This window comes from Microcoleus sp. EPA2 (assembly GCA_020882975.1).
Classification (GTDB): domain Bacteria; phylum Cyanobacteriota; class Cyanobacteriia; order Cyanobacteriales; family Microcoleaceae; genus Microcoleus.
The window spans coordinates 39732-62104 of the sequence record JAHRFD010000026.1 but is presented as its reverse complement, the minus strand read 5'-3'; the positions used below and the strand labels follow the sequence as shown (position 1 = coordinate 62104).

The window sequence follows — 22373 nt, the reverse complement described above, 5'->3', positions numbered from 1 at the left end:
GTTCAATGATTGTGATAATTATTCTAAAATCTCAATAGGATACTGATTATGACTGCAACTTCTCCACTCAAAACCTTACAAACTAAAATTGGCGGCATGGATTGCGGTAGCTGCGCCAAAACCGTAGAAGCAGGGTTGCAAAAGTTACCGGGAATCACCGATATCAATGTAGTTTTTGCAACAGAAAGCTTGCGGTTAAATTATGACCCGCAACAAGTCAGCGAGAAGGCAATTTTCGATCGCATTAAAACCTTGGGCTACACTATCGAACAGCATACCGCAACAATACCTCCATCAGAGGATTCCTGCTGTTCCCACGAACACGAACACCCTCATCATCACCAGCATTCAACTGTCGAGAAAACTCAAAAGACAAATCCAACTAACTGGGAATTCTGGATTCGCAATCGCCGGGCACAGGCTGTAATTTTAGCAGGATTGGGATTAGTTCTGGGATTGTTAACTCAGCATTTAGCACTGCCAATTTGGCTGTCGCGGGGTTTTTACGGTATCGGTATTATTGTAGCCGGATTTGCGATCGCCCGCGCCGGTCTGATGGAGTTGCGCTTGTGGCGGGCTGACATGAATTTGTTGATGACAATTTCGGTAATTGGTGCGGTGATTTTAGGCGATTGGTTTGAAGGGGCGCTGGTTGTATTTTTATTTAGTTTGGGAACGACTTTGCAAACTTTCACTTTCAGTCGCACTCGCAGCGCCATTGCTAGTTTAATGGATATTACACCTCCGACGGCAACTGTCAAGCGCGACAATAATCATGAAGTAACGGTGCGCGTCGAGGAGATTCAAGTAGGAGAAATTCTGACAATTCGCCCCGGACAAAAGGTGGCTTTGGATGGTATAGTTGTATCGGGCAATTCTGCGATCGACCAATCGCCAATTACGGGCGAATCTATCCCGGAAGATAAGCAAAAGGGCGATCGGGTTTTTGCGGGAACGTTAAATCAAACTGGCTTTTTGGAAGTCCAAGTCACCCACATTTCTAGCGATACGACGGTTGCTAAAATTGTTCACTTAGTCGAATCAGCACAATCCAGCCGCGCCCCGACTCAGCAGTGGGTGGACAAGTTTGCAGAGATTTATACTCCTATTGTGATTGTAAGTGCGATCGCCCTAACTGTAATTGGGCCCTTAATTTTTGCTCAGCCCTTTAACGTTTGGTTTTACAGATCCCTGGTAATGTTAGTAATAGCCTGTCCTTGCGCCTTAGTAATTTCCACTCCCGTGTCAATTGTCAGCGCCATTGGTGCAGCCACCAGTCAAGGCATTTTGTTCAAGGGTGGAAATGGCCTAGAAACTGCTGGAAAACTCCAGAGTATTGCTTTTGATAAAACCGGAACTTTGACCCAAGGCAAACCTACGGTAAAAAAGGTGTACGATCTGGGAGAGTTGAGCGCAAATGCGGTATTATTGATTGGAGCTTGTTTGGAAAGGCGATCGGAACATCCTTTAGCTAAGGCAATTGTTGCCCAAGCTGAGGCAGAGGGAATTGAGTTAGAAACTCCTGAAAGTTTTACGGCTTACCCCGGTAAAGGAATTAGTGGCAAGTTTGGCAACAACCTCTATTTTGCAGGCAATCGCAGGTTATTTGCCGACCAAAATATTGCACTTTCAGCATCAATATTATCTCTTTTAGATGACATTGAAAAGCTAGGACAAACCCCTGTTTTGGTAGGCAGCAATCGCGGTTTGTTGGGCATCATTGCTTTGGCTGACGGCTTGCGGTTGGAAGCTGGGGAGGCGGTACATTCCCTCAAACAGATGGGGCTGAAGCGATTGGTAATGCTCACGGGCGATCGTACTTTTGTGGCAGCACAGATAGCTGAACAACTCAACTTATCTGAGTATAAAGCAGAACTGCTCCCGGAAGACAAACTGCAAGAAATTCAAGCATTACGAAAATTCGGGACTGTCGGAATGGTGGGCGACGGCATAAACGATGCCCCAGCTTTAGCAGCCGCCGATATCAGCTTTGCAGTTGGCGGCATTGATATCGCACTAGAAACCGCCGATGTAGTGCTAGTTGGTAGCGACTTAAGAAAACTCGCCTATGCAGTCGATTTGAGCCGCCGCACTGTATCTGTAATTCAGCAGAATGTGATTTTTTCGATAGTAACAAAAGCGCTGTTTTTGTTATTGGGAACTTTTGGATTTGTTGGGTTAGCAGTTGCAGTGCTTGCAGATACAGGAACATCCTTAATTGTGACAGCAAATGGAATGCGATTATTTCGTTCTAAGTAATACCAAATCCCGTGGCATCGGAATAGATATTACCCATAGTCAGGAAACGGCAGTGCCCATTGGTGCTAACTTAAGCCTGAAACCCATATAAATGTAGCTTTTAGGCAAAGTCCAGATCCCCCTAAATCCCCCGATCGAAGGGGGACGAGAGAAAAGACTCCTGTCCCCCCCTTCGATCGGGGGGCTAGGGGGGATCTGGCCTTAATAGTCAAGCAGCATTCTCTGACTGGGTTTGACCTTAAGTTGACACTCCTTGGGTAGTGCCGTTTCCCTACAATTAATCGGGCGATGGTTATAGGGTGCATCCCAATGTTGGAGGATATATTTGTACTCATTGGATGCTCCCTTGCCGTGTCTTCTAATCAAACTTAAAAATTTAAAAATATGGATGCACCAACTGATATTAAATTCATGAAGCCCGATTAACTCCCACACAGACAAGCAGCTTCTCTGATGCGGGATTTAACAGGCAAATAAATTGCAAACTCTGCTCCCTCACCTAGTTCCGAAGTCACTTCGATTTTCCCCTGATGCTTCTCGATAATTTGGTAGGAAATCGACAGCCCTAAACCAGTCCCTTTTCCCACAGGTTTAGTCGTGAAAAATGGATCAAATAATTTATTAATCACATCCGGGTCAATCCCAGTACCGTTATCTCTAATCTTCACCACCACTCGATCTACTCCGGCTATTTCTGTGATAATTTCAATCTCCTTGTTTCGCAGATTTGGATTGCTCAGCAGTGCATCAGCAGCATTGGCTGTGATATTCATAAATACCTGGTTTAACTGCGATGGATAGCACTCTACTAAAGGCAGTTTTCCATATTTTTTAATGACTTTAATGGCAGTTTTGATTTTGCTGTTTAAAATTAATAGAGTGCTATCAATTCCTTCATGGATATCGACTGGTTTCATTTCAGCTTCATCTAACCTAGAGAAGTTCCGCAGCGATAAAACAATTTGCTGAATTCGCTCAGTTCCCATTTTCATAGAAGATAGTAACTTTGACAAATCTTCTGATAAAAAATCGAGTTCAATTTCTGCTATGCAGTCTTGAATCTCTGCACTTGCAGTCGGATATTCTTGCTGGTAAAGCTCTATAAGTCTGAGCAAATCTTTGGTATATTGGTTGGCGTGACAAAGATTGCCATAAATAAAGTTGACTGGGTTGTTAATTTCGTGAGCGATACCGGCCATCATTAATCCTAAACCGGACATTTTTTCGGCTTGAATTAGCTGAGATTGGGCATTTTTTAAATCATGAAGCGTTTGTCTAAGTTGGTGCAACTGTAGGTTGAGTTCACTATCGCGCTTTTCTACTTGTTCTATCATAAAGTTAAAAGCTTCAGCAAGTTGACCTAATTCATAGCCAGAAGGAATGGGTACTTTACCAGAAAAGTATTCATTGCTTGCCATCCAATTCACATTTTGAGTTAAATCTATAATTGGTTTTCCGATGATTCGGCTAACTACACCACCAACAATAGTGGCTAAAATTACTCCTCCCCAAAAGAAACTATCTAGCCTATTAGATAAAGTTAATTGCGTTTGCTGCATTGCCGCTGTTGGGTTAAACACTGCTAGGGTTATGCTGTCGCTTATCTCCGACATTTCTACCGTTTGCATGATGTAAGATTGGTGCTCAATATCGATTTTAGTAGTTGATGTTTGTTGTGCAGGTGCTTGCCAAGATTTAGAGCGAATTTCGGGAAAATTAGTGGCAATTAATTCGCCGGATTTGAAGATGGCAAAGTAATTCACATTGTTAGTATCAATGCTGATTTGCTGCAATTGTTCGTCTGTCACTAAATAACCCATTAGTACAGCGCCAATTATCCTATTACTGCTTCTAATCGGTGCAAATCCTACTAGCAATGCTTGTGGTTTGCCGTCAATGCTGACGAAATTTGACTTTTCTAAGCCTTTAAGTGCTGAATTTATCGCTGCGCTATTGCTCAAGTTTTCCCCTGTGAGCCAATCTTCTCGCAACTCTGCTACTATGCCACCTTGCGCGTTTACTACTTCGACTAAATCCAATTTAAAAGTGGTTTGTAGAGATAATATATCTTGACGCAAGATGTCTGTGTCTTTTTGTTCTACTGCACGAATAACTTCTGGTTCTTCTGATAACAATTTGGCTTGCTTTGTCAATTGAGTCGATCGACTTTTGAAGTCTCGCACGGCTAAAGCTGCTTGGTTTTCAACTTGATCGCGCACTCCTTTTTCGAGAGTGTTGGCAAATCCAATTTTGACTGTATGTATCACTAATAACAATAGAGTGACCGATACACTTAGAAACGGCACGATAATTTTGAGGCTCAGCGGTACTCGAAAACGGCGGAATCTTGATTGAGCTGTTGTTACCTTCGTAGGCGCAAGCCGGGGCCTAGCCATCACACTTTTTAGATTGTTCATAAATCATTATTAAAAATAAAACTCATTAAGATATCATAATACATTAACCGTAAATTTTCATTCCGACGAGCTGCTAGTCCTACAAATCTTTGATATATAAAGAATTTACGCTGTAATTAATTTGGGCAGCCTGGCGAGTAGACTGCTTTTAGTAGCCAAAATTTGTTAGTTATAGATGTCAATAGTGGCGATCGCAAATTTAGAACTTCAAATCTAAAATCGGTTGGCGGCTGTGTATAGATAGCCAAAAATTAAGTATTTCTTCCCCGACTTGTTCTGGATAGAAGTGATGGAAAAAATGCCTACCGTCTTTACATTCCCAAAGCCGATCGCTTTTTTTAAGAAATTTCGACCAGCGGCGCATGAGCATGGGAGATACGACAAAATCTGTCTTGCTACTGCATAACAACAAAGGTACTTCTACACCCTCATCACGGAAATTACTCATCGTGAATAAGGAGTGAGGACAAGGCGAAAGTGCTAAATCTTCTTCAAAATACGATACAAATCTTTGATTGATATACTGATTCTGTTCTCCCAACATATCCTTTACCATTTGCGTTAAAACTTGTTCGCTGCTCCAGGTAAAAGCCGAAAGATGTGTATAGTAGTGAGCTTGCCAATTAATATTAGATGGTAAGCCGACAGCTAAGAGTCCCAAAGAGCTTACTTTGTGAGGATAGCGGCGCGCATACATTAAACCAATTAGTCCACTCGTACTGTGACCGATTAGATGAATTGGGCGATCGCGCGATTTTAAATAGTGATGTAGTAGCTCAACAGCGACATCTAAAGAACAACCTTCATCTTCAGTTTGTTCGTATTCCCATATTTGGATTGGTACTGACTGATTTAAGTAGTTAAGCAGAGAGCGATCGAATAATTGCAAACTTGGACTGGCACTTAGCCACAGCACATCATCTGAAGTAAATCTCATCAATTTTAAGCTGGAAATAAAGTTATTCAGAATAACTGGTTCCCAGGCTCTGCCTAGGAACCGATATCTAGAGGCTCTGCCTCGCGGAGTAAAATTGGAGGCAGAGCCTCCGGATCTGCGTTACCAGGCACAGCCTGGGAACAAGTAAAATGCTAGCTAGATCCCAAATTCTTTCTTGAGTTGAGATACCCAAGATTTAACCCGCGCTTCCGTCATCTCAGATTGGTTGTCTTCATCGATCGCCAAACCGAAAAATTTGCCATCAACCACGGCCTTAGATTCATTAAAATCATAGCCGTCTACCGGCCAATAGCCAACAGTTTCGCCACCCTGTTCCGTGATTTTCTCAGCCAAAATCCCCATTGCATCCATAAAATTATCCGGGTAGCCCTCTTGGTCGCCAGTTCCCAAATAAGCTACTTTCTTGCCACTAAAATCAATATTTTCGATTTCTGGCAAAAATCCTTCCCAGTCGCTTTGGAGTTCGCCGATGTTCCAGGTAGGACAAGCGATAATCAAACATTCGTATTCAGCAAAATCATCGCTGTCAGTATTGCCGATATCGTGCAAAGTCACGATACTACCGCCAAATTCATCCCGAATCATGTCAGCGACAGACTCAGTTTTACCAGTTGTGGTTCCGTAAAAAAGACCAATTGATTTCGACATTGTTACTCCGAAGGTGAAAGTTGCCTGAGTTTAAGATTTATTTTTTTTGCATCAGGATTTGGCATTTCCTGCCTGCAATTGAGACAAAAACAGTAGATGCGATTGCGGTGAACCTGAGAAATCAGGGAATCAAGACAGCAAGGACACTGTTTTTTCATCTGCTTAAAGTTGAAAATTCATTAACCAAGCCGACTCGCTCAGATCGGGGTCTGCTTCGCAGTTAATTAGTAACAAATTCAGCGTCGTTGCTACTTTTAAGGTGCGCGGAATGCCGGCGGGTACAAACACAAATACTCCCGGTTGTAAAGTAACTGTCCGATCGCCCACCATGAGATTTCCCAGCCCTTCTAAGACGGCGATGCTGACATCTTGAGAATTATCGAGGTCGGGTATTTCTGAATTTGGGTACAAATTCATCAGTTTTTGGCTGTACGGGGCTTGTGTGTCGCAGGTGCGATCGGCAAACAAGGACACCATTGCTGCTGTTGCTGTCACGATGATTGACCTCCAGGTACTATTAACTTCCGGTAGTTATTGCGATTTATAATCAATAAGCTACCATATAATCTCGATAAATTGTCAAAAGCATAACATTAAGTTTTGTTACAATAAGCTAAGTATCTGGTTTTACAAGTAGTCGCCAAGCCAAGCCTATCTGGACACTTCGACTACGCTCAGTGACCGTGTATAGTGTTGGTGGGTGGTAATTTTGGGCAGAAAAAGTGCGATGGGCGCGATCGCACCCACCGCAGAATACTTGCTAATAATTTTCAGTTATAGCAGTCGCCAAGGCGCTTTGGTTATTGCTCCCTGAGCGGAGCGGTGCCCTGAGCGGAGTCGAAGGGTCGAAGGGTTCAGGGAACCGCAAATAACCCTTCGACTCCGCTCAGGGCACCGCAAATAACCCTTCGACTCCGCTCAGGGAACCGCAAATAACCCTTCGACTCCGCTCAGGGAACCGCAAATAACCCTTCGACTCCGCTCAGGGAACCGCAAATGACTAATGACTAATGACTAATGACTAATTATTCTTCATCCCCACCCCAACATACATAATCGAAGTATCCTCATTAATTTGGATTTTAAACAACCCAGACTTTTTGTAATCAACATAATTACCGAAATTAGACATTAATGTTTGAGATGCTTGTTTCATCACACCAGAATCTGGAAATAGCTGCTTTCCGCCCATCAAATTTCCCCAAAAACCATTCATCTCAGCTAAAAGAGCACCAATTTTGCCAAACATATCAAAACCTTTAATTTCGATATTGCCAAAACCAGTATTACCCATCACCACAGACAGTTCTTCCGGCGTAATAAACTTGTCCCAATCGTGAACGCCCTTCCTAATTTCACCCAAGATATTTTCCATCAGCCCAATCATTACAACTTGTGACGAAAAAGTTCGATTAATCGTATCAAAAAAGAACAATCCCCCAGGCTTCAGAATTCTGTGAACTTCGGAGACAACTTGTTTATAATCGGCAACGTGTTCTAGAACATCAACACAAATTACCACATCAAAGGTATTATCATCGTAGGGCATATTTTCGGCAAAACCTTGTCTGTAGTCAATCTCGAAACCGCTAATCACTGCATGATTTTTGGCGGCTTGAACGCATTTCTCAGATTGGTCTATTCCCGAAACGATAGCGCCTCTCTCTGCCATAAACTCGCAGGAAAAACCGCCACCACAACCGACATCTAAGGTTTTTAGTCCCTGCCAATTTGTCGCGTGTCTATCGAAAAACTCAAATCTGGGTTTGTTGAGATGGTAAAGAGCGTAGATTTTAGATTTTTCGTCCCACCAATTATCGGCGTTTTCATCATAAAATTCTAAATCATTTTTGACTTCAGTTTTTACCACTGGTTGTTTCCTACTTAGAAGAGTTTACATCGCCACAATTTATGATTATAATAGTTTTCCCATGAATTTCAACCCGATGAATCGCGTTTCTATTATTATCCCCACTCTGAATGAAGCGACTTGTCTGGAACGTACCCTGGGTCAACTCAGCATTCTCAATCCTGCTGCTTGGGAGGTGTTGGTGGTAGATGGTGGTAGTCAAGATGAAACAGTGGCGATCGCCCTTTCCTGCCAAACCCAGGTTATTTCTAGCAATATACCCCGACGTTCCGTCCAAATGAACCTAGGTGCACAAACCGCCACTGGTGACATTCTGTGCTTTCTCCACGCTGATACTTTAGTACCCGATGACATGGTAGCCGTCATCCAGAAAACCCTGTTTGACAGTCAAATAGTCGGTGGCGGATTTATCTCTCTGATGTCGGGTTCCCAACAAACAAGATGGGGTTTTTCGCTACATAATTACCTGAAAACTTACTATGCCCCGTTATTATTTCGCCCTCATTTATTTATCAAAGGATTGCGGTTAATCTTTGGGGATCAAGTTATTTTTTGCCGTCGTACAGATTTTTTAGAATGCGATGGTTTTGATGCAGAACTACCAATTATGGAGGAAGCAGATTTGTGTTTAAAATTAGTCAGACTAGGTAAAATTAAGTTAGTAAATAGGATAGTCGAAAGTAGCGATCGCCGAGTTGAATCTTGGGGGGAATTTAAAGCAATTTTTATCTATCTTGCGATTGGTTTTTTGTGGGGTTTTGGAGTTTCTGGGAAGTATTTAAAACAATTTTATGAAGAGGTTCGCTAACCAACAAACTGCCCTTACTTATCATCAAGAACAGGCAGGAAAGCCTGTTCCACCAAGAATTACATTCCTTGGGATTATAAATTCAAGAGCCAGAAACATTATCCAACTGCTGGCGGCCATTGCGAACCACACGCAGCGCATCGCTGAGCTTACGCTCAATATCATCGAGAACTTGATCCGCGTAGTCGTCGGCTCCGTTTTGAATTTCCTCGCATTCTGCCATCACCCTCGCTCTCATTTCTGCCAATTCTTCTTGAGCTTGATAGCGAATTTGTTCAACTTCCGCCAGGGTTGCTTGCTGAATTGCTTCACAGTCAAGCAATACCTGTTGTCGCAACTGATCCGCTTCCACCTTCGCCTGCTGGATCAGGCCCATATCGTTTAAAAGCTCTGCCGCTCGCTGTTCTGCCGCTTCTATAACTTCTTGAGCATAGAGTTCAGCCTCTTGCAGCAAGTCATCCTTGTGGCGGATAATCAACTCGGCTTCCTGAAAGGCGATGGGCAAATTGAGCCTCACCAAATCTAGCTGGTCAAGTAACTGTTCTTCATCCACCAGAGTACGTCTGGTCATGGGGATACGCGGACTGTCGAGAACAATTTCCTCAAGCCGATTCAATTCCCGCTGGATGTCTACTCCTGCGGTTCTGCTGTCGTCTCCGAAGGCGGCTGGGTGCTGAGGTGGTTCGTTCTCAGTGGTGCGTCCGGTGCTGTTGGGTTCGATACGAGTTGGTTCCTGCTGGCGTAACATTGGTAAATATCTAGGGCGACGTGTTTCGGAACAAGATGATCTACGGAGCCACCAAACTTGGCTATTTCTTTCACTACACTACTACTTAAAAAGCTGTAGGCATTAGAAGTGGCCAAAAAGACTGTTTCAATTTCACCCAACAGGGTTTTATTGGTGTGGGCCATCTGGAGTTCCATTTCAAAGTCTGTTAATACTCGCAGCCCCCGTAGCAGCACTTTGGCTTGTCGGATTTTAGCATAGTTTACTGTCAAACCCTCAAAACTATCTACTTCTACGTTTGGCAAGTGTTGGGTAGAGCGCCGAATCTGTTCTATCCGTTCTTCTACGGTGAATAGAGGGACTTTGCTGGGATTTCGGACTATGGTCACGATTACTCGATCGAACAGTTTACAGCCTCGCTCGATGATATCTACGTGACCCAAAGTAATCGGGTCAAAGCTGCCTGGATAAATTGCAATCACAAATTGGGCCCGATGCGGTAATTAACATGACTAAAGGAAAAATACCAGTTTCTCGGAAAACTCTGGAGTTGTCAAGGAAGCGAATGAGCCTTGTAGAAAGTTTCGAGGCTTTGCTTGTCCCCGACAAACCGCCAGTGCCAAGGTTCGTAACTGACTTTTTGGCGATTGTTTTTGGGGAAGGACATTTCAAAGCTGAAGGAAGTAGCGTTAGCTTCTAGCCACTTGAATGCTGGGGTATCTTCAAAGCTGGTACTGAGGTTTGCTGAGGGGACACTGCCGTCTCCTAGGTCGATCGCGTAACCGGTATGATGTTCGCTATATCCTGGAGGAGCGCTAACTTCCGCCCGCTTGCTAACATCTTGCTTGCGTTCAGCTTTTACGTCAAAAAATACGTGTTGTTGGTCTTCCAGGGAACGAAAACCGGATATCGGAGCAAAATATATGCCTTGGGCCGCCGCCGCGTTTGCCATTTCTTGATATTTGGCGGCTGCGGCTTTGCGGAGTTTGATCCCACCGTCTCCGGTGACGGCTACCAAGTCAGAGGCTGGTGCTTCTTGATAAGGTAAATGTCCCAGTAGTTTGTCCGGTGTGGCCGTACTGCTTTTTGAGTTAGCAACGGGACTTGTGGGTGAGGGGGAACTTGCCGATACTGGGATTTTTTGACTTTGTTCTACCCTACTGGTGTCTGGGAAAAAATTAAAGTTGAGGTGCAGCCAAATGCTGACCCCAAAGGCGACTACGCCCAACCCTAGCAGTTTCCAAATCAGCCCTTTTTTTCTGGACTGACTAGGCTTGACTTCAATATATGGATGGTCTCGTACTGCTTCTGGAATTTCGTCAATCCCAAGCTCTGATGCTTGCGGGGTTTTTCTCGATAGACTCGCGTTATCCAAGCCAGCTTCGCTCCTGCACTTCAATAAGGCTCAACGTTACAAATTGTAGACTGATATTGCCCAAAGTCATGGGAATTGGGGATGGGGAATTGAGAATTGGGGATTGGGCATGGGGCATGGGGCATGGGCAAGCACATTGGTGTCAACTTAACGTCAAACCAATAGTCCGACAGGGAATGAATTCCCTGTCTCCAAGCGAAAGTCCTCGCTCTGAGGACTGAGAAAAACACTTTTCAACTCATTAGTCCTCTTGAGAGCATCCCACGGACGCTGTACACCCGTTATGAATTAAAGAAACTATCTGCTATACAAATACTAGACAACCCCCACTCTCCCCAGGGCGGTTTCATTCTCTTGTAGGGGCTGCCCCCCGTGGCTGCCCCAATCTCTGAAATGACGGAAAATGGTCGGTGGGGGGGTAGGCACGGGGGCGCTACCCCTACAAAACCCTTTTTTTGGTGAGAATGAAACAGCCCTGCCTCTCCCCCTCTCTTGAGATGAGAGTTTTCAACTAGGATTTGGGATGAGAGCTATAAATATAGGATGATAGGAACGGATTTGATATGACTTCTTTCTTCTACTTAATAGGCTGCTTTGGCCAAGTAAAGCGAAAGGTTGCCCCTTCACCTTCTGCGGATTCTAAAAAAATAATTCCACCTTGATTTTCCACAATTTTCTTAACCAGGGACAGACCAATACCAGTATTTTCTACTCGATCGCGAGCTTCCAAAGTTTGAAAAATTACAAAAACTTTCTCGTGATACTGAGCAGCAATTCCCGGCCCGTCATCTGCTACAGCAAATTTATAAAAATCACCGATGTCTTCCACAGAGATGGTGATGTGACCGGTGGGACTTCTGTGATGTTTGATGGCGTTGCTAATTAAATTAGAAAAAACTTGTTGTAAGAGCAGTCTTTCTGCTACAAAAGTTGGCATTCCTGGTTGGACTTCCACCACAAATTGCGGTGGGGGTGCTAGGGAATCAATTATTTCTGCTAATAACTTATCTACTTTTACTGTTTCGGAAGCCACTTGCATCCGTCCGACGCGGGAATATTGCAGCAGTCCTTCAATCAAACCTTCCATTCTGTGGACTCTGCCGCGCAGTAGGTTCATTTGGTGTAGAGTATCCTCTGTCATGGACTCGCTGAGGTCTTCTTCTATCCAACTGCTGAGATTGGCGATCGCCCGCAGTGGCGCTTTCAAATCGTGAGAAACTACATAGGCAAACTGCTCTAGTTCTTCATTCTGCTTTCTTAAATTATGGCTGAGTTTAGCTAGGCTGTCGGCCATCCACCTCAATTCTTGTTTTTGTAAGCGCGAAAATTCCTCAGCTTGTTTGCGTGCCATAATATTTTCTACAGCACCCATTAAATATTTATTGCCATTTTGTTCTTGCAGCAGGGAAACACTCAAGTTTGCCCAGATCAAATCTCCATTTTTGCGGATATAGCGCTTTTCCATAGAGTAAGTTTCAATTTCTCCTGCTAATAACCGTTGCAAATGATGCAGTTCTGGTTCCAAATCTTCGGGGAAAGTAATTTCTTGAAATTTTTTCTCGATCAGTTCGGCTCGACTGTAACCCAAAATTTCGCAGAGTTTTTGATTGACTAACAGCAATTTGCCTTCGAGATTTGCTTGGGCCATCCCAACGGCGGCTTGCTCGAAGGTGGCGCGAAACCGTTCGGCACTTTCGGAAGCGGCAATTTCGGACAATTTGCGATCGCTAATATCGTTGCTAATTTCTAAAATAGCCTGGGGTTCGCCTTCTTCGTCCCGTTGCAAAGTCCAGCGACTTGCTACGGTGATTTTTGTGCCATCTCGCTTACTACGCACCAGTTCACCTTGCCAATCTCCTGTAGATAAAAACTCCTCTTGAATTGCCTCAAAGGGCTGAGTCCATTCTGTTTGCAAAAGTTCATGAATATTTTTTCCCGTTGCTTCGGAATTGGGCCACCCGTAGAGTCGCTTCGCCCCATAGTTCCAATAAGAGATTTTGCCGTTCAAGTCCAATAAGGCGATCGTATCGTTGGCTAAATCAAGCATTTGTGCTTGCTTGCGTAGAGTTTCTTCAGCTTGTTTTCGTTGTCCAAAATCGCGACAAATTGCAATAAACAAACGTTGATTTTTCAAAGGCATTTCGCTGATTGCCACTTCCATTGGAAAAATTTTTCCATCCAGGCGAATTCCGGTTGTTTCTTGCTGATAAACATTTAGTTTAGTACCAGGATTTAGCAAAAAATATTCAATGGAATAATCGCCAACGCTTTTGTTTGGTAGAGGTTTGGCAAGCAGTTTTCGGAGATTTGAGCCAATTATGCGATCGGCACTCCAGCCAAAAATCCGTTCAGCAGCAGCATTAAAAGACTCAATAGTGCCGAATTCGTCCAAAGTAATAATGCCGTCCGCTGCATGATCGACTACAGCTTGAATGCGAGTTTTACTCTCTTGCAAACTCACTTCCCGCTGGTTCAATTCTTTCTCTAAACTATCAAATAAATACCAAGAAGCTGCGGCACCCAAACAGCCCACCACTAAAGCCGTAAATTGGACGTAATTAGTTAGACTCACCCACTGCTGCATTTGTGGCTCTAGAACGTTCTTGTAGGCTTCACCTGCGTCTGTAAAGGCATCAATTTTGTCCCGCAGCCTATCCATCTTGAATTTGCCTTCAGTGAATGCCTGAGTGATTTGGGGTGACTGGATTTTTATGTCTGAATTGTCAATCTTTTTTAGAGTCTGTTCCAAAAAGATTATTTGCTCTTCCGTAATTTTTTTAATTTCGGCAACTTGCCGACTTTGAATCTGATTTTTTTTAGTAAGAGTCTTGAGTTGAGAAAGTTGTTCTGACAAATTTTTCTTTGCTTCAAAATATGGTGCTAAAAAGACCCGCCGCTTGGTTAGCCCATAACCTCGAAGACCAGTTTCCGCATCCACCACTGTTTTTAACAAACGGTTTGTTTGCTGAAGCATTTCCTTATTGCTATCTAGTTCCTTTCTTGTTTGTATCGCTCTGTTTCGCAGTCCTGCTATGACTATCAGCGAAGCAAACAGACAAATTACGGGGATAGCTACGATGACTGTTCCCCGCTGGCGAATGGGTCGGCCTTTCCATACAACTTGTAAGAAGCGATTTAACGAATCCTTCATGAATAGTTATCAAGACAGCGGGGGCTAAAGAATATGTGTTGAATTATATCACTTTTTGACAACTTCTGCTATTTTTTGATTTTTGCTCTGAAGCAAATGCTTTTGAGCTAGGTATATAAAATCCGTTTCTATCGGCAATAAGTCAACGGTTTTTTGGTTAAGAAAACAGGTACTTATGCCGATAAACTTGGATTTTTATTGATTATTCAATGGGATAATGATTTAAGATGAGCAGATCTTTTGCGTTGGTGTTGGACGACAGACAAGGGGAAAGAAAAGTTTTTTGGGGTCAGCAATGCCGATGGGGAAGCACTGGGAATCCTTTCTAGTTTGATTTCATTTTTACCCACCACTTTTGGTGGAAAATTTGAGTCTGTTTGGGTGTGATTTTCAACAGTTTGCACTACAGTCCACTTACCTGTAACTGGATCGCGATAAGTGTTAAAAGGGTTAGTTTTTAGAGGTTGATTGGAAGGTGTAATCATCTTGATGCACTCCTAAATAATCACGATTTTCACGCAGCTTGAAGCTTGATTGATATTAACGTACCGTAATTGCCTGATAATAAAAGCATTCTAGGCTGGTGAAACACACTACTTTGTGATCTATGACATGGTTAATTGCGATCTGAATCACAAATAACCAATAACCAACAACCAATAACCAATAACCAATAACTAACAACTAGCCTCAACCTTTGCTTTCAATTGCACAGTAAAAGTTGAGCCTACACCTAACTCACTTTCAATGGTGATATCACCTCCCATCATCTGGCAAAACAGACGGCTAATTGCCAATCCTAAACCAGTTCCTCCATACTTACGAGTGGTAGAAGCATCTCCTTGAATAAAAGGTTCAAATAAACCCTCCTGTTGTTGAGGAGACATTCCAATGCCGGTATCTGCTACCCGCAAATAAATCCATTCAGTCCCGTCTGTTAATTCGCGAGTTGCACTGATGACTACGGTTCCCTCTTGGGTAAACTTGAGGGCATTGGAGAGTAAATTTAACAAAATTTGCCGCACTTTAGTCAAGTCAGCATACATTACTCCGAAATCAGGAGAGCAACAAACTTGTAATTGATTGCGATTCTTTTCAACCAAAGGGTACAAAGTTGCTACGACTTCTTCTACTAAATTACCTAGATGAAAATCTTCTAAATAAAGCTCCATTCTGCCAGCTTCTATCTTAGAAAGGTCAAGAATATCATTAATTAAAGTGAGTAAATGTTTGCCTGCGGTCTGAATTTTTTGAGTGTCGGGAATTAAGTCCTCGAACCCTGCTTCTAGTGCTTCTTCTTCTAGGATTTCGCTGTAACCGATAATGGCGTTGAGGGGTGTCCGCAGTTCGTGGCTCATGTTAGCTAAAAAAGTGCTTTTAGCTCTGGAAGCTGCTTCGGCTTTGTGTAATGCTTCTTGTAAAGCTATTTCGGCTCTTTTGCGCTCGGCAATTTCGATGCGGAGGAGTTTATTGGAGGCGGTGAGTTGAGCAGTGCGTTGCTCGACAGTGATTTCTAGTTCCGACTTGGCTTTGGAGAGTGCTTCTTGGGCTCGCTGGCGTTCAAATCCTTCGATCGCCAGTGCGACTAAATTTGCCAAAGAATCGGCGAAGGTTCGTTCTTCCAAGGCCCATTGGCGGGGTGCTCCGAGATGTTCGAGAGACAGGATGCCGACGATCTGGCCGCCGAGCCTAATGGCTACATTTAAGATGGATGAATTTGGAGCGCTTTCCTGGCCAAGGAGTGGGGTATGTTCTGTTTCTAAAGATAACTTGTATAGATCTGTTGTTACAGGATTTTGAGTTGTCAATGGCGAGTTTAAAGGAGGGGAGGATGGACTGTTTTCGCTGCCCACATCGCCTTCTCCATCTAATTTTAAAACTTTTATATGGTTTTTTGTACGATTCAAATGGCTTTTACTGGTCCGATCGTACAAATCGAGACAAACTAATTTGAGGTTTTGGGTTGTCAACTTAGAATGATAGACCTGATGCTCTGCTGGAAGCTCGATCGCCTCTCGATTGATGACCAGACTTTGGTTGTGGGCGATCGCTCTAGCAGCCAAATTTGCCTGAGTATCTGTGGCGTAGCGAGTTCCAAATCTGACATGATTGTAGAGCCAAACGCTCACTTTTTCCACATCCAAAGTGCGCGCTGCCGCCTCGGTAATTTCTCGAACTCCCAAATTCAGCGCCCCGTTGTTGATCGTCCTCTGCCTACCTAGCTGCAACAGGGCTAGACTTTGGCGGCGCAGTCGTTGTTCGCTCTCTTGGAGTGCTTGTTCTGCTTCCTTGCGCTGGGTAAGGTCGTACAACGCACACAACGCTGTGGGCTGACCATTGAACAACAGGGACTGAACGGAAATGATGGCCCAGAAACTGCTACCATCTGCCTTTTTGCAGTGCAGTTCGTAATTTTTGATGTGTCCATCTTTGGCCAGGATTTCGAGTACCTTTGAGCGTTCTGCGGGATCGAAGTAAAAGTCTGGGGTATAGCATCCGATCAATTCTGCTAAGGGTGTATCCAGGAGAGCAGCCATTTGAGCGTTTGCATACAGAATTAAACCGTCACAGAGGCGAGAAACCAGTACAGGAACGGGAGTTGCTGAGGCGATCGCCCGAAACTGCTCTTCGCTGGAGCGCACGGCCAACTCAGCTTTTGATAGCAAGTCAGCTTCTATGGTATCGGAGTGTTCCGTTGTCGTCTCCAGCAAAATTTCTAGATCGGCTTTTTCGCGTTTCAAGTTTTCCAGTTCTGCACGCAGAGCCTGAACTTCCAAAATTAGCTGTTCTTTCGATGGTTCTTCCTGCATAGCAATTGAAAATTGGTAACTTGTAGGTAGTCAGTTCCGCAGTGTTTGAGCGTTGGCTGCTAACTTAACTATGACTTATTTTCCTGTATTACAAATCCCTAGTTATGCTTCCCCGACTTAGCTTTGAGCTCAAGTTTACCTTAAAGGATTAACTATTCCAATTCCAATCGCAAGGAAGGCATCAGTCGCTGCAAGTTTTTGAGGGACTTTCCCTGCCACGGTATTTCCTTGGAGCCTTTGACTGCGATCTGAATACTTTTTTGCTGTCGGACTTTGATCACAAATTTTGATATAATATTAATCCCTGAACTATTTAAAAATTCTAGTTTTCGCAAATCGAGAGTAATGGTCTTCTGCTCGCCGTCAGCCACATCATTGAGCAACTGTACGATCGGGGCGTATTCTTCCATTTGGCTGAGCCGGAAAGAGCCACAGCAGGTCACTGTATCAGTAGCGCTATCGTACAGGATGCTGTAATCTTGGGTGTTAATCTCCATATTTTTTTCAGTGGTCACTTGTTAGCGGTAAAGGGGTTTTGCCGGTGCGACCGGGTACCAGACCCACCCTGGGTACTGGCGATCGCGCAGCAGAGACTATGTAATTTTGATTACACGTACTGGTAACTGTACCATTTTTGTAGGGAAGCGATCGCCGATCTCTCAATCGCCAGTTGTCGAGGATGACGAGATTGGCTATTGCTGTCGCGACGAGTTATCAATTTATCATATTTCCGGGATTTGCCATTGACAAGAGATGAAAAATATGAGATACATTTCACATCTTCCACCGCAGCGAACAGGAGAAAATTTAATGCCAATTTCAAATATTACCGAAAAACTTTTGGCGGCCAAAAAAGCTCAGGGAATTAGTTTTGCAGATTTAGAAAAATTGCTGGGTCGCGATGAAGTTTGGATTGCTGCGGTGATTTACCGTCAAGCAAGTGCATCGGCAGAGGAAGCACAAAAAATTGTGTCTGCTTTGGGACTCGATGGCGAGATGGCTCAGTTTTTATCAGAACCGACTCTCAAAGGTTCCTTAGATGCCACAGTTCCGGTAGACCCGCTGATTTATCGGTTTTATGAAATTATGCAGGTCTATGGAATGCCTCTTAAAGCAGTGATTCACGAAAAATTCGGTGATGGAATTATGAGCGCGATCGACTTTACTTTGGATGTGGAGAAAGAAGCAGACCCCAAAGGCGATCGGGTGAAAATAATCATGTCAGGAAAATTTCTGGAATACAAAAAATGGTAAGTCAGTTTTTGAAGGTAGCAGGTAAAATTTTGTGAGCGTATATTTTCATGAATGTCTGTATCAGAAATTTGTATTTTGATGTGTGACTGATGAATAATGACTAATGACTGAGGCCTCAAAAGTGTTAACTTAGAGACAGAGAGCGCGAAGCTGGAGTGGCTTGGGTATGCGATCGCCCTTCCCTTGCTGAGAACAGCACCATGTTCGATCGGGAAAAAACTCCCTAAATCCCCACAGCCAAACGCAACTGTAAATTAAGAGGAAAATAATGTCAAAATATGACTCCCATCTCAGATGCTCCTTTTGTGGCAAGTCCCAGGAGTACGTCCGCAAGTTAATAGCTGGGCCCGGCGTCTACATTTGCGATGAATGTGTGGAGCTATGCAATGAAATTCTAGAAGAGGAATTCTTTGACTCTGGCAAATTAGTGGCTCAACAAGCAGCCCAGTCAGAAATTCAAGAGCCTCAAGGACAAAAAACACGACGCCAGGGTCGATCGAACAAATCGAAAATTACTTTAGCTAAAATTCCCAAACCAACAGACATTAAGCAACATTTAGACGGCCACGTCATCGGCCAACACTCAGCCAAAAAAGTTCTGTCAGTAGCAGTTTATAACCACTACAAAAGGTTAAGCGTTGACCAAGCCAAAGATAGTAGCAAACCTGCCCAAGACAGCGATGTGGAACTACAAAAGTCTAACATCATGCTAGTCGGGCCAACAGGTTGTGGCAAAACTCTCCTAGCCCAAAGTTTGGCACAAATGCTAGAAGTCCCCTTTGCAGTAGCCGATGCCACAACGCTGACGGAAGCAGGCTATGTTGGTGATGATGTAGAAAATATCTTGTTGCGACTGTTGCAAATGGCAGATTTTGATGTCGAAGCGGCCCAGCGCGGCATTATTTATATTGATGAAATTGACAAGATTGCTCGCAAAAGTGAAAACACTTCAATCACGCGAGATGTATCAGGAGAAGGAGTGCAGCAAGCGCTACTGAAAATGTTGGAAGGAACGGTGGTTAACGTGCCACCCCAAGGCGGCCGCAAACATCCTTACCAAGATTTTATTCAAATTGACACGAGCAAAATTTTATTTATTTGTGGCGGTGCTTTTGTCGGTTTGGAAAAAATAGTTGAACAGCGTTTGGGTAAAAAATCTTTAGGGTTTATTCAGCCAGTCGAAAGTGAGAGCAACTCGACTTTGCTACCAAAAGATAAGCGGGCTGCCGATATTTTACAACAGGTACAAGCTGATGATTTAGTGAAGTTTGGTTTAATTCCTGAATTTGTCGGGCGGATACCGGTGGTGACAGTAATTTCACCCCTGGATGAAGCAGCTTTGATACAGATATTGACTGAACCTCGCAATGCCCTAGTCAAGCAGTATCAAAAGTTGTTAAATATGGATAGTGTGCAGTTGGAATTTGAACCAGAGGCGCTGCGGGCGATCGCCCAGGAAGCCTGTCGCCGCAAAACTGGTGCTAGAGCCCTGCGCAGCATTTTAGAGGAATTAATGCTCGATGTGATGTATGAGTTGCCTTCTCGCAAGGATGTAGCTAACTGTACGATTACTAAGGAAATGGTCGAGAAGCGATCGACTGCGGAGTTGCTGTGGCATCCTGCTTGGCACCAACAGCACGAAACTGCTTAATTTATGAGGTGGGCAATGCCCACCTTGTTTTTTAATAGTGGGGGATTGAAATCGCTTTACCAATTACCAATTACCCATTACTAATTACCTATTACCAATTACCAATTACCTATTACCAATTACCAATTCTCACTCCTACCTCATGTTTCGGAAAAAGGCTATATTGTCAATTATTTAATATTTATTTACTACAATTCCCAATTAAGAAACAATAAAATTGTTACACTTCACTGTTTTTTGCAAATAACCGTTAAACTATTCTAACCTGCACGTCCCAAGCGTCGCAGGCTCAACCTATAGCTGTTAAGGATTCGTCCTGATTCACAGGAGCAAGATTTTAAAATATGCATCTGAGCGAACTGACTCACCCAAACCAATTACATGGCTTGTCCATTCATCAACTCGAACAAATTGCCAGACAAATTCGAGAAAAGCATTTAGAAACTGTAGCAGCCAGTGGCGGGCACCTCGGCCCCGGATTGGGCGTAGTCGAACTGACTTTAGCACTCTACCAGACACTAGACCTCGATCGCGACAAAGTAACCTGGGATGTCGGCCACCAAGCTTACCCACACAAACTAATCACCGGCCGCTACAACCAATTCCATACCCTGCGCCAAAAAGACGGCGTTGCAGGCTATCTCAAGCGTTGCGAGAGCAAATTTGACCATTTTGGTGCCGGCCACGCTTCTACAAGCATTTCCGCAGCTCTGGGAATGGCAATGGCGCGGGATCTCAAAGGTGAAAACTTTAAAACAGTAGCAGTCATCGGCGACGGAGCCCTGACAGGGGGTATGGCACTCGAAGCGATTAACCACGCAGGTCATATGCCGAAAACTAATGTGATGGTAGTGCTCAACGACAACGAGATGTCAATCTCCCCCAATGTCGGCGCCATTACTCGCTATTTGAACAAGATGCGACTCTCCCAGCCGGTGCAATTTCTCAAAGATAACTTAGAGGAACAATTCAAACAAATTCCGTTTGTGGGCGAAACATTTACTCCTGAAATGGAACGCCTCAAAGAAGGGATGAAACGGTTAGCCGTGTCTAAAGTTGGAGCCGTCATTGAAGAATTAGGCTTTACCTACATGGGGCCAGTAGACGGACACAATTTGGAAGAGTTAATTGCCACTTTCAAACAAGGTCATACCATCCAAGGGCCGGTGTTAGTTCATGTTGTAACGGTGAAGGGCAAAGGATATGCGATCGCCGAAAAAGACCAAGTAGGATATCACGCCCAAAATCCCTTTAACTTAGCCACAGGTAAAGGCATTCCTTCCACCAAACCCAAGCCTCCAGCTTACTCAAAAGTTTTTGCCCACTGTCTAGTTAAACTAGCAGAAAATAATCCCAAAGTTGTTGGCATTACCGCCGCCATGGCAACGGGAACTGGCTTAGATAAACTTCAGGAAAAACTGCCTAAACAGTACATTGATGTCGGCATTGCCGAACAGCACGCCGTCACTTTAGCGGCTGGTTTAGCGTGCGAAAAAATGCGCCCGGTAGTGGCAATTTATTCGACATTTTTACAGCGTGGATACGACCAAATCGTTCACGATGTTTGCATCCAAAATTTGCCTGTTTTCTTCTGCTTAGATCGAGCCGGAATCGTCGGTGCAGACGGCCCGACTCACCAAGGAATGTACGACATTTCCTTCTTGCGGTGTCTGCCGAATATGACAATTATGGCGCCAAAAGACGAGGCAGAATTGCAGCGGATGGTAGTCACGGGAGTCAACCATACCAGCGGTCCGATCGCCATGCGTTACCCGCGCGGCAACGGTTACGGCGTACCATTGATGGAAGAAGGTTGGGAAGAATTGCCGATCGGCAAAGCGGAAATCCTGCGCAACGGGGACGACGTGCTGATATTAGGTTACGGTTCCATGGTGTATCCAGCAATGCAAACCGCCGAGATGTTGAGCGAACACGGCATCGAAGCAACTGTGATTAATGCGCGTTTTGTCAAGCCTTTAGACACCGAATTAATCTTGCCTTTAGCCCAGCGAATTGGCAAAGTTGTCACCATGGAAGAAGGCTGTTTGATGGGCGGTTTCGGTTCAGCAGTGGCCGAAGCTTTGCTAGATAATAACGTGGTTGTGCCAGTAATGCGCTTGGGCGTACCTGATACATTGGTAGATCACGCAACGCCGGAACAATCCTTTGCAACTTTGGGTTTAACTCCATCGCAAATGTGCGATCGTATCTTGGCAACATACAGCCGCAAACAGTCACCTGTTAGCGTCTAATTCTTACTCGTTACCAGGCTCTGCCCATTAGCGACAACTTAAGACTGAAGCGCATAATAAATCTCGCTTTTAGTCTAGTCTAGATCCCCCGCGCATCCCCCTTAATAAGGGGGACTTTGAGAAGAATCTTGTCCCCCCCTTAAGAAGGGGGGCTAGGGCAGGGCTGTTTCATTCTCCAAAAAACGAGGGGTTT

Annotated in this window: 18 protein-coding genes; 5 read left to right on the top strand and 13 right to left on the bottom strand. The window is 44.2% G+C overall.

The genetic code is table 11. From position 1 onward, the window contains the following. The first annotated feature begins 48 nt into the window (after positions 1–48). On the top strand, positions 49–2259 hold the full coding sequence (locus tag AAFP14_RS20455) for a heavy metal translocating P-type ATPase (protein ID WP_341734045.1): 2211 nt from the start codon (positions 49–51) through the stop codon (positions 2257–2259). A gap of 422 nt (positions 2260–2681) precedes the next feature. Here AAFP14_RS20455 and AAFP14_RS20450 read toward each other — a convergent pair whose 3' ends face one another. From AAFP14_RS20450 to ubiG, 5 genes are all read right to left on the bottom strand, one after another. Next, the gene (locus tag AAFP14_RS20450) at positions 2682–4676 is read right to left on the bottom strand and encodes a sensor histidine kinase (RefSeq protein ID WP_341734044.1); all 1995 of its coding nucleotides are present in this window, start codon (positions 4674–4676) and stop codon (positions 2682–2684) included. A 199-nt stretch (positions 4677–4875) separates the two neighbouring features. Then, positions 4876–5613 (bottom strand): alpha/beta fold hydrolase, encoded by a 738-nt coding sequence (locus tag AAFP14_RS20445; protein WP_341734043.1) that lies wholly within the window; start codon positions 5611–5613, stop codon positions 4876–4878. A 156-nt stretch (positions 5614–5769) separates the two neighbouring features. Beyond that, positions 5770–6282, bottom strand: coding sequence for a flavodoxin FldA (gene fldA / locus AAFP14_RS20440; RefSeq protein ID WP_341734042.1), 513 nt, complete (start codon positions 6280–6282; stop codon positions 5770–5772). A 162-nt stretch (positions 6283–6444) separates the two neighbouring features. Beyond that, positions 6445–6777, bottom strand: coding sequence for a cupin domain-containing protein (locus AAFP14_RS20435; protein WP_341734041.1), 333 nt, complete (start codon positions 6775–6777; stop codon positions 6445–6447). Between the two features lie 526 nt (positions 6778–7303). Next, positions 7304–8152, bottom strand: coding sequence for a bifunctional 2-polyprenyl-6-hydroxyphenol methylase/3-demethylubiquinol 3-O-methyltransferase UbiG (gene ubiG / locus AAFP14_RS20430; protein WP_341734040.1), 849 nt, complete (start codon positions 8150–8152; stop codon positions 7304–7306). 76 nt (positions 8153–8228) lie between these two features. Between ubiG and AAFP14_RS20425 the strand changes: the two genes are divergently transcribed. Continuing rightward, entirely contained in the window at positions 8229–8960 is a 732-nt protein-coding gene (locus tag AAFP14_RS20425) for a TIGR04283 family arsenosugar biosynthesis glycosyltransferase (RefSeq protein WP_341734039.1), read from the top strand. Positions 8961–9042: 82 nt separating this feature from the next. Here AAFP14_RS20425 and AAFP14_RS20420 read toward each other — a convergent pair whose 3' ends face one another. From AAFP14_RS20420 to AAFP14_RS20385, 8 genes are all read right to left on the bottom strand, one after another. Then, positions 9043–9708 carry an ATP synthase subunit B family protein gene (locus AAFP14_RS20420; RefSeq protein ID WP_341734038.1) on the bottom strand — a complete coding sequence of 222 codons (666 nt, stop codon included), beginning with the start codon at positions 9706–9708 and terminating at the stop codon, positions 9043–9045. Beyond that, positions 9591–10169 (bottom strand): pantetheine-phosphate adenylyltransferase, encoded by a 579-nt coding sequence (gene coaD / locus AAFP14_RS20415; protein ID WP_341734037.1) that lies wholly within the window; start codon positions 10167–10169, stop codon positions 9591–9593. Before coaD ends, AAFP14_RS20420 begins: the two co-directional genes overlap by 118 nt. Before the next feature lie 71 nt (positions 10170–10240). After that, positions 10241–11062: a M15 family metallopeptidase gene (locus tag AAFP14_RS20410; RefSeq protein ID WP_341734036.1), complete on the bottom strand. Its 822-nt coding sequence runs from the start codon at positions 11060–11062 to the stop codon at positions 10241–10243. 577 nt (positions 11063–11639) lie between these two features. Beyond that, the gene (locus AAFP14_RS20405; protein WP_341734035.1) at positions 11640–14213 is read right to left on the bottom strand and encodes a PAS domain S-box protein; all 2574 of its coding nucleotides are present in this window, start codon (positions 14211–14213) and stop codon (positions 11640–11642) included. 206 nt (positions 14214–14419) lie between these two features. Further along, entirely contained in the window at positions 14420–14698 is a 279-nt protein-coding gene (locus AAFP14_RS20400; protein ID WP_341734034.1) for a hypothetical protein, read from the bottom strand. A 192-nt stretch (positions 14699–14890) separates the two neighbouring features. Next, positions 14891–17023, bottom strand: a complete 2133-nt coding sequence (locus AAFP14_RS20395) for a PAS domain-containing sensor histidine kinase (RefSeq protein ID WP_341734033.1) — start codon at positions 17021–17023, stop codon at positions 14891–14893. Between the two features lie 152 nt (positions 17024–17175). Beyond that, on the bottom strand, positions 17176–17520 hold the full coding sequence (locus tag AAFP14_RS20390; protein WP_341734032.1) for a slr1659 superfamily regulator: 345 nt from the start codon (positions 17518–17520) through the stop codon (positions 17176–17178). Positions 17521–17630: 110 nt separating this feature from the next. Next, entirely contained in the window at positions 17631–17840 is a 210-nt protein-coding gene (locus tag AAFP14_RS20385) for a hypothetical protein (protein WP_341734031.1), read from the bottom strand. Here AAFP14_RS20385 and cynS point away from each other — a divergent pair. The 3 genes from cynS (at position 17834) to dxs (ending at position 22180) form a co-directional block, all read left to right on the top strand. Continuing rightward, positions 17834–18277, top strand: coding sequence for a cyanase (cynS, locus tag AAFP14_RS20380; protein WP_341734030.1), 444 nt, complete (start codon positions 17834–17836; stop codon positions 18275–18277). The two genes, AAFP14_RS20385 and cynS, sit on opposite strands and share 7 nt — an antisense overlap. 268 nt (positions 18278–18545) lie before the next feature. Beyond that, complete coding sequence (clpX, locus tag AAFP14_RS20375; protein WP_341734029.1) at positions 18546–19928, top strand: ATP-dependent protease ATP-binding subunit ClpX; 1383 nt, start codon at positions 18546–18548, stop codon at positions 19926–19928. A 344-nt stretch (positions 19929–20272) separates the two neighbouring features. Beyond that, positions 20273–22180 (top strand): 1-deoxy-D-xylulose-5-phosphate synthase, encoded by a 1908-nt coding sequence (gene dxs, locus AAFP14_RS20370; RefSeq protein ID WP_341734028.1) that lies wholly within the window; start codon positions 20273–20275, stop codon positions 22178–22180. Positions 22181–22373 lie beyond the last annotated feature (193 nt).

Coding starts and splice junctions, on each gene's coding strand:
- AAFP14_RS20395 (WP_341734033.1), bottom strand. CDS start 17,023: ATGCAGGAAGAACCATCGAAAGAACAGCTAATTTTGGAAGTTCAGGCT.
- AAFP14_RS20450 (WP_341734044.1), bottom strand. CDS start 4,676: ATGAACAATCTAAAAAGTGTGATGGCTAGGCCCCGGCTTGCGCCTACG.
- AAFP14_RS20400 (WP_341734034.1), bottom strand. CDS start 14,698: ATGATTACACCTTCCAATCAACCTCTAAAAACTAACCCTTTTAACACT.
- cynS (WP_341734030.1), top strand. CDS start 17,834: ATGCCAATTTCAAATATTACCGAAAAACTTTTGGCGGCCAAAAAAGCT.
- AAFP14_RS20445 (WP_341734043.1), bottom strand. CDS start 5,613: ATGAGATTTACTTCAGATGATGTGCTGTGGCTAAGTGCCAGTCCAAGT.
- AAFP14_RS20420 (WP_341734038.1), bottom strand. CDS start 9,708: ATGTTACGCCAGCAGGAACCAACTCGTATCGAACCCAACAGCACCGGA.
- fldA (WP_341734042.1), bottom strand. CDS start 6,282: ATGTCGAAATCAATTGGTCTTTTTTACGGAACCACAACTGGTAAAACT.
- AAFP14_RS20405 (WP_341734035.1), bottom strand. CDS start 14,213: ATGAAGGATTCGTTAAATCGCTTCTTACAAGTTGTATGGAAAGGCCGA.
- AAFP14_RS20390 (WP_341734032.1), bottom strand. CDS start 17,520: ATGGAGATTAACACCCAAGATTACAGCATCCTGTACGATAGCGCTACT.
- clpX (WP_341734029.1), top strand. CDS start 18,546: ATGTCAAAATATGACTCCCATCTCAGATGCTCCTTTTGTGGCAAGTCC.
- AAFP14_RS20425 (WP_341734039.1), top strand. CDS start 8,229: ATGAATCGCGTTTCTATTATTATCCCCACTCTGAATGAAGCGACTTGT.
- AAFP14_RS20455 (WP_341734045.1), top strand. CDS start 49: ATGACTGCAACTTCTCCACTCAAAACCTTACAAACTAAAATTGGCGGC.
- dxs (WP_341734028.1), top strand. CDS start 20,273: ATGCATCTGAGCGAACTGACTCACCCAAACCAATTACATGGCTTGTCC.